This is a genomic window from Bacillus sp. JJ1521 (assembly GCF_036965165.1).
Lineage (GTDB): Bacteria > Bacillota > Bacilli > Bacillales > Bacillaceae_L > Ferdinandcohnia.
In genome coordinates this window covers 1-7,330 of sequence record NZ_JBALOX010000267.1, presented here as the reverse complement: position 1 = coordinate 7,330, position 7,330 = coordinate 1, and the positions used below count along the sequence as shown (strand labels likewise).

Genomic DNA, 7,330 nt, shown 5'->3' with positions numbered 1-7,330 from the left:
TCCAACTGTATATAGTTAGATTTATGGTGTAAGGTCAAACTGTGTTCCTATATATTACTCTATTTGTCTCAGACTTTTTTATCTACAGGAAATTCTCCCCAAACATTGAAATAGAAGGGATAAATCCCTTCTATTTTGTAGCCTTATTCAACTGAGAAAATAAATGCGTATAGTGGTTGTTCACCATTATGTACTTCGACTTCAATGTCCTCAAACTCTTCTTCAAGATATTGGACTATTTTCTTTACCTCATCCTCTGAAGCATCCTGTCCATAAATAATGGTCACAATTTCATCTTCATCTGCTGAAATGATTTTTGCCAAAAGGTCTTTTGCTGCCTTTAACTTATTCTTATCCGTTACGACAATTTTCCCTTCTGCAATTCCCATAAAATCATCTTTAGCAATGTCAATTCCGTCAATATTGGTATCACGTACCGCATATGTGATTTGACCGGTTTTTACATTACCTAATGCGCCTGTCATTGTAGTCTGATTTGCTTCCATTTCACCAGATGGATTAAAAGCAAGTAATGCAGACATTCCCTGAGGTACAGTACGTGAAGGAACAACGATCACATTTCCTTCAACTACAGTTGCCGCCTGTTCAGCTGCCATAATAATATTTTTGTTATTAGGAAGGATGATAAAGTTTTCCGCATGTACTGATTCGATCGCCTTTACAAAATCTTCAGTACTTGGGTTCATCGTTTGTCCACCCTCAATAACAACATGAGCTCCGATACTCTTAAATAATTCTGTAATTCCTAATCCCATTGCAACAGTAATAATCGCATATTTCTCTTTTTCTTTGTTTTGTTTCTCTTGTACTGGAGCATATGCTTCATCTTCATTTAGAATAGCGGTATGCTGTTCACGCATATTCTCAATCTTCATCTTAATCAAGCTTCCATAACGTTGACCATATGATAAAACTTCACCTGGCTGCTCGGAATGGATATGTACTTTCACAATATCATCGTCAGAAATAACTAATAATGAGTCACCGTAACGGCTCAAATCATTTCGGAACTGGTCTTCAGAAAATGGATGCTTGCTTGTTTTTTCTTGTTCAAACTTCACCATGAATTCTGTACAGTAACCAAATACGATATCTTCCGTATTTAAATGACTTTGAACACTTTTGTGGTGCTCCGCATTTACAAGTTCATTCATTGATGGTGCTGCAATTGACAAATTCTCAATTGTTTCACCTTTCAATTCTGCGAGGAATCCTTCGTAAACAAGAACTAATCCTTGACCCCCACTATCTACAACCCCTACTTCTTTCAATACCGGTAATAAATCGGGTGTTCGGTTTAATGATGCCTTAGCTTCTTTTACAAGCTCATCCATCACGACAATGATGTCAGTCTCATTTTTTGCAACAGAAACCGCTCGATTAGCAGCATCTTTTGCAACTGTTAATATTGTTCCTTCAACAGGTTTCATCACCGCTTTATAGGCTGTTTCTACTCCCAACTCAAAAGCATGAGCAAATTCAGATGCGTCCAAAGTTTCCTTTTGCTCGATCGCCTTTGAAAAACCTCTGAAAAGCTGAGATAGGATAACCCCTGAGTTACCACGTGCACCCATTAGTAATCCTCGCGCTAAGAATGCTCCGACTTTTCCAATATGTGGGGTAACATTATTTTTTACTTCCTTTGCACCAGATGTCATAGAAAGATTCATATTCGTTCCGGTATCACCATCTGGAACAGGGAAAACGTTAAGCGCATCTACCATTTTTGAGTTATTAGATAAATGAGTAGCACCTAATAACACCATTTTTGCAAAACGTTTTCCATCTAATGTAGTAATTGACACGCAATTTTCCTCCTCTTTATGGGTTCGTTACACGAACTCCTTGCACGTAAATATTAACCGAGCTAGCAGCAAGTCCTACTGTTTGGTCTAATGTATATTTCACCTTTGATTGAACATTGTGGGCAACCTCAGAAATTTTCGTGCCATAACTTACAATTATGTACATGTCGATATGCACTTCATCATTTTCTTGACGAACAACAATACCACGAGCAAAATTTTCTTTACGTAAAAGCTCAGAAATACCATCTTTAATTTGCTTTCTTGAGGCCATTCCGACAATCCCGTAACAATCGATAGCAGCTCCTCCAGCAACCGTTGCAATGACATCGTTCGATATATCAATTTGTCCGTACTTTGTTTTTAATTCGATGGACATGAAAGTTCCCCCTTTATAATTGTTCACCTTGGCTACAGTCATTTTACTATAACATCGCGTATTTTAAAAGTAATTCATTAGGGATGCTGTGTGGATTCATTACCTTTTATTATATAGCTTTTTAAAATTTCTATGTCTTGACAAGTATTTTTCCTTTAAACCAAGGTGCCAGAGTATTGCAATATCCCATTAGTTATGATAAATTATATAAGTATTTCTATAAGAAAGCGATTATGTTTGATTGTTGCTATGCAAGTAAGGAGGGAAATAGAATGGCACGTAAATGTGTAATCACAGGTAGAAAAACTACTACTGGTAACGCTCGTTCCCATGCAATGAACGCATCAAAACGCAAATGGGGAGCTAACCTACAAAAAGTTCGTATTTTAGTTGACGGTAAACCAAAACGCGTATACGTTTCTGCAAGAGCATTAAAATCTGGTAAAGTAGAACGCGTGTAATAAAAAAGTGATTAGCTCTTACTATTAGTAAGAGCTAAAAATTTGCACAAAAAAAAGCACCTATGGACGGTGCTTTTTTTAACCTTTTTTAAATGACCCTAACATCGCACGGACGATACCGCCTAAGAACTTTGGTAACTTAATTGTATAAAATTTCATACTTTCCCTCCTCAATGCAATATCCACGTACTTTCATTGAAATCGTACAGTCTACCTTATTAATGATATTCAAATGAAAAAAAATAGTACCATAGTACATATAAATAAAAGCAATTTTACTTTAACCCTTCTTAAAACATTCATATGCCAAATAATTTAAAAAAAGTACAAATCAAATTAAGTTCATTACTAAAAACATGAGCTTCCCCATTAAAAATATGCAAAAAAAGAGCAGAAATTTCTGCTCTTTTTTATAGACCGCGGATTTGTTCGATTGCATTTTTCCGGTCTTCTTGATTATAAATAGCTGATCCGGCAACTAGAACATTTGCACCCGCATCGACACAAAGCCTTGCTGTTTCTTGATTGACTCCACCGTCAACTTCGATTTCAACATTCAAGTTCTTTTCCTTCACCATTTTTGCAACTTCCTCAATTTTAGGGAGGACAGAATGGATGAATTTTTGCCCACCAAATCCGGGGTTCACTGTCATTAACAATACTAAATCAATATCCTCTATCACATGCTTAATGGTATCAACAGGGGTGGCCGGGTTTAAAACGACTCCAGCCTTAACACCATGAGATTTAATTAACTGAATGGTTCGATGAAGATGTGGACATGCCTCAACATGAACCGTTAAAAAATCTGCCCCTGCTTGTGCAAAGGATGGAATGTATTGGTCAGGATTTTCAATCATTAAATGAACATCTAATGGCAATTTTGTAATCGGTCGAATCGCTTCTACGATAAGTGGACCGATTGTAATATTTGGAACAAAGTGACCATCCATGACATCAACATGAATATAGTCTGCTCCCCCATTTTCAACATCCTTGATTTCTTCTCCAAGCTTTGCAAAATCAGCTGAAAGAATGGATGGTGCAATTTTAATCATGATTAATACCTCGGCTTTCTTTCCTTTATTTCTTCATAAAAACTTACATAATGATCATAACGAAATTGTTCAATTCTACCGTCCTCTACGCCTTGTCTGACAGCGCACTTTGGTTCAGAAATATGTGTGCAGCCGCGAAACTTACAATTTGCACCTACTTTATATATTTCCGGGAAGCAATATGAAAGTTCCTCTGCTTCAATTGTAAGAAATTCCAATGAACTAAATCCGGGAGTATCTGCAACAAGCCCACCCGCAACTTCAATTAATTCAACATGCCTTGTTGTATGTTTTCCTCTGCCTAATGACATTGAAATTTCATTTGTTTCTAAATCTAAATCCGGTCGAAGTGTATTTAACAACGAGGATTTCCCAACTCCGGATTGACCGGCAAATACCGAAATCTGATTATCCAATAACGGCAGCAGTTGGTCAAGACCTTCCCTTTCCTTCGTCGATGTTAACAAGACACGATAACCTATTTCCCGATAGCTTCTTGCGAAATTCTCTATTTCTTGAACTGCATCCTTCGAAATTAAATCCGTTTTACTTATACAAATAATAGGCTCAATATCGTTTGATTCAACTAAAACAAGAAAGCGATCCAACAATAATGGACTGAAATCGGGTTTAATCGCTGAAAAAACTAAGATAGCTTGATCAACATTTGCAATTGGTGGACGAACTAATTCATTTTTGCGTTCCAACACTTCTAAAATATATCCATCAGTATCATTTTCCGCCTGAAAAACTACATAGTCGCCCACTAATGGAGTGACTTTATTCTTCCTAAAGACCCCTCTACCACGACATTGAATCAGTTCCCCATTTTCGTCTTTCACATAATAAAAACCGCTTAATGCTTTTATGATTTTGCCTTCTGGCATAGTTTCACTCCTTGTTTTAGTTCATTCGCAACGACCTATTGATCTGAATACGGAATTTCCTCTCTCTGAGAAGGTACATCATCAATAGACACCATATATTCTGCAGTTTGACCAGGATTAATGACAAACGTAATATCAACTGAACGTTTTTCCTTGATTTCAAACTCTTTGTAAACTTCCGTGATTTTATGTCCTGCATCCTGAATATAAATTTTCACTAGTTGTGGATTGCCTTCTTCATCAGAAGTGTAATCAATCGTTATAGTACGCTTAACACTGATTGGCATTTTTGGTTCTGGACCTTTTGACATGATTACTTTCACCTTGTCACCCTTTGTTAATTCGGTCCCTTTTTCGGGTGATTGTGAAATAGCTTGACCTGATGGAATATCATTTGAAAATTGTTCCTCTGTATAGTCGATCGTCAACCCAGTTGAATTTGCATATTCATTAAGTGCATTTGCCACATATCCTTTTAATTCAGCAAGTTTAATAGTTTCGAGACCCTTGCTAATCGTAAAGGTGACCTCTGTTTCTTCTGGAACAACCTCTTGTCCTTCTTCAATTGATTGTTTAAGAATGGTTCCGGGAGCACTTTCGCTAAATTCTGGTTCAGAATTCACATATAAATAATCTTCTTTGTCTAATTTGGCTTTAACTTCCTCGTAATCTTTGCCAACATAATTCTTAAATGGCACTTTCTTTTTACCGGTACTTACATATAAATCAATTGTAGCGCGTTCCTTAACTGAAGCCCCCGCTTCAGGGTTAGTTCGAACAACTTTCCCTTCGGGTATTTCTTGGTCACTGATTTCAATCTTGTCCCCTATCGTAAAACCAGCTTCCTTCAATTTACTAACAGCTCTATCATAGTCCAAGGTTGAGACCCCCGGAACTTCGACATCCTGTGGTAAAAATAACGCCGGAAAAACTGTAACTGCAGCTACACCAGCTGCTATGATAAAGAAAAAGATGATGGCAAGCGTTACTAAAAGCTTGTTTTTCTTCTTCTTCTTTTTCTTTGGTTTTGGCTCGTCCTGCTCGGTCTGTTTTGCGTTTTTCTGTGAGTCTCTGACCATTGTTTCTTTTGACATTGGACTATGATCCTTGATTATCGGAATAGCCTTTGTCACTTCATCATCCATATCTGGTATCACAAATTTCTCTTCGTTTAACCGATTTGGAAAGAGTGCTGTTTGCAAATCCTCTTCCATTTCTTCAACCGTATTATATCGATGGAATGGGTCTTTTGCGGTTGCTTTTAAAATAATGTTTTCAACACTCTGTGGTATTGTAGCATTCCATCTTTTAGGGGAAGGCGTATCAGCTTGTAAATGCTTTAAAGCAATAGATACTGCAGATTCCCCTTCAAAAGGAACACGACCTGTTAAAAGCTCAAACATAACAATACCAAGAGAATAGATATCAGATTTTCGTGTTGACATACCGCCTCTGGCTTGTTCTGGTGATAAATAATGAACGGAACCTAGCACAGAATTTGTTTGTGTAATGGTTGTAGAGCTTAGTGCAACCGCAATCCCAAAATCAGTTACCTTAACTGTCCCATCATGATCAATTAAGATATTCTGAGGTTTGATGTCACGGTGAACAATCTGATTTTGATGTGCGTGTGTAATCGCAGATGTTAGCTGTAACATGATATTAATTGCTTCTTTTGGATGAAGCGGTGCATTTCGCTGTATGTATTGCTTCAAGGTCTGACCTGGAACATATTCCATTACAATGTAATAAATATCTTCTTCTTCCCCAACATCATAAATACTTACAACATTCGGGTGTGCCAAGCTTGTAGCTGCGTGTGCTTCTCGTCTAAAGCGCTTGATAAATTCATCATCATTTGAAAAATCTAAACGGAGAACCTTAATGGCTACATCCCGCTCGAGGATTACGTCACGCGCAAGGTACACATTGGCCATACCGCCTCCACCAATGACTTCGAGAATTTTATAACGACCACTTAATCGTCTTCCAATAAGCATAGGATTATTCGCCCTCACTTTCAGACGTATAGTCGACGATCACAAGTGAGATATTATCTTCTCCACCATTGTCATTGGCCAATTGAACGAGTTTATCACCTTTATTTTCGATAGAATCGTCACTTTCTAGAATGTTTTTTAATTCCGCTTCCGAGACTTTATTTGACAAGCCGTCAGAGCAAATTAAAAGCATGTCGCCTTCATCTAAAATTAACGTTCTCAAGTCCATTTGAACATTAGTTTCCGTACCTAATGCACGTAAAACAACATTTTTACGTGGATGATGCTCTGCATCCTCCTTGGAAATATGCCCAGAACGTACAAGTTCATTAACGAGTGAATGATCTTCAGTAATTTGTTGAAACCCATGACCATTCAAACAATAGCAACGACTATCTCCAATATGGGCTACTGTTGTAAATAAGTCTGTACAAACTGCGGCAACAACGGTCGTTCCCATACCCTTGCATTCATCATTATTTTGTGAATGTGTATATAGATTTGTATTTATTTTTGAAACATGTTCTTTGAGCCAGCTTTCCGCTGATTCGGATGTGGTGATTTTGTCACTAGCTTCCCAGAAGGACTGTAGCTGTGATGTTGTCATGCTACTTGCAACATCACCAGCTAAATGCCCACCCATTCCGTCAGCTACAACAGCTAACACTTGTCCATCCTTGTTATGATAAACACCACAGCTGTCTTCTTTGATTTGCCTT

The 7,330-nt window shown here is 37.6% G+C and carries 8 protein-coding genes; 1 reads left to right on the top strand and 7 read right to left on the bottom strand.

Translation table 11 applies throughout. The annotated features are described in order from the left end of the window. Positions 1-143: 143 nt before the first annotated feature. Both V7147_RS24410 and V7147_RS24405 read right to left on the bottom strand, forming a co-directional pair. The gene (locus V7147_RS24410; protein WP_335370387.1) at positions 144-1,826 is read right to left on the bottom strand and encodes a DAK2 domain-containing protein; all 1,683 of its coding nucleotides are present in this window, start codon (positions 1,824-1,826) and stop codon (positions 144-146) included. A 16-nt stretch (positions 1,827-1,842) separates the two neighbouring features. Then, complete coding sequence (locus V7147_RS24405; RefSeq protein WP_335370386.1) at positions 1,843-2,205, bottom strand: Asp23/Gls24 family envelope stress response protein; 363 nt, start codon at positions 2,203-2,205, stop codon at positions 1,843-1,845. 272 nt (positions 2,206-2,477) lie between these two features. On the opposite strand from V7147_RS24405, the gene rpmB reads away from it, so the two are divergent. Then, the gene (gene rpmB / locus V7147_RS24400) at positions 2,478-2,666 is read left to right on the top strand and encodes a 50S ribosomal protein L28 (RefSeq protein WP_010282529.1); all 189 of its coding nucleotides are present in this window, start codon (positions 2,478-2,480) and stop codon (positions 2,664-2,666) included. A gap of 78 nt (positions 2,667-2,744) precedes the next feature. Here the strand turns inward: rpmB and spoVM are convergent, their stop codons facing one another. The 5 genes from spoVM to V7147_RS24375 form a co-directional block, all read right to left on the bottom strand. Then, positions 2,745-2,825 (bottom strand): stage V sporulation protein SpoVM, encoded by an 81-nt coding sequence (spoVM, locus tag V7147_RS24395; protein WP_010282530.1) that lies wholly within the window; start codon positions 2,823-2,825, stop codon positions 2,745-2,747. A 251-nt stretch (positions 2,826-3,076) separates the two neighbouring features. Beyond that, the gene (rpe, locus tag V7147_RS24390) at positions 3,077-3,724 is read right to left on the bottom strand and encodes a ribulose-phosphate 3-epimerase (protein ID WP_335370385.1); all 648 of its coding nucleotides are present in this window, start codon (positions 3,722-3,724) and stop codon (positions 3,077-3,079) included. Between the two features lie 2 nt (positions 3,725-3,726). After that, positions 3,727-4,611, bottom strand: a complete 885-nt coding sequence (rsgA, locus tag V7147_RS24385; protein ID WP_335370384.1) for a ribosome small subunit-dependent GTPase A — start codon at positions 4,609-4,611, stop codon at positions 3,727-3,729. 35 nt (positions 4,612-4,646) lie between these two features. Next, positions 4,647-6,611 carry a Stk1 family PASTA domain-containing Ser/Thr kinase gene (pknB, locus tag V7147_RS24380; RefSeq protein ID WP_335370383.1) on the bottom strand — a complete coding sequence of 655 codons (1,965 nt, stop codon included), beginning with the start codon at positions 6,609-6,611 and terminating at the stop codon, positions 4,647-4,649. 4 nt (positions 6,612-6,615) lie between these two features. Beyond that, positions 6,616-7,330 (bottom strand): Stp1/IreP family PP2C-type Ser/Thr phosphatase (locus V7147_RS24375; protein WP_438824652.1); only part of this gene is annotated, 715 nt, incomplete at its 5' end.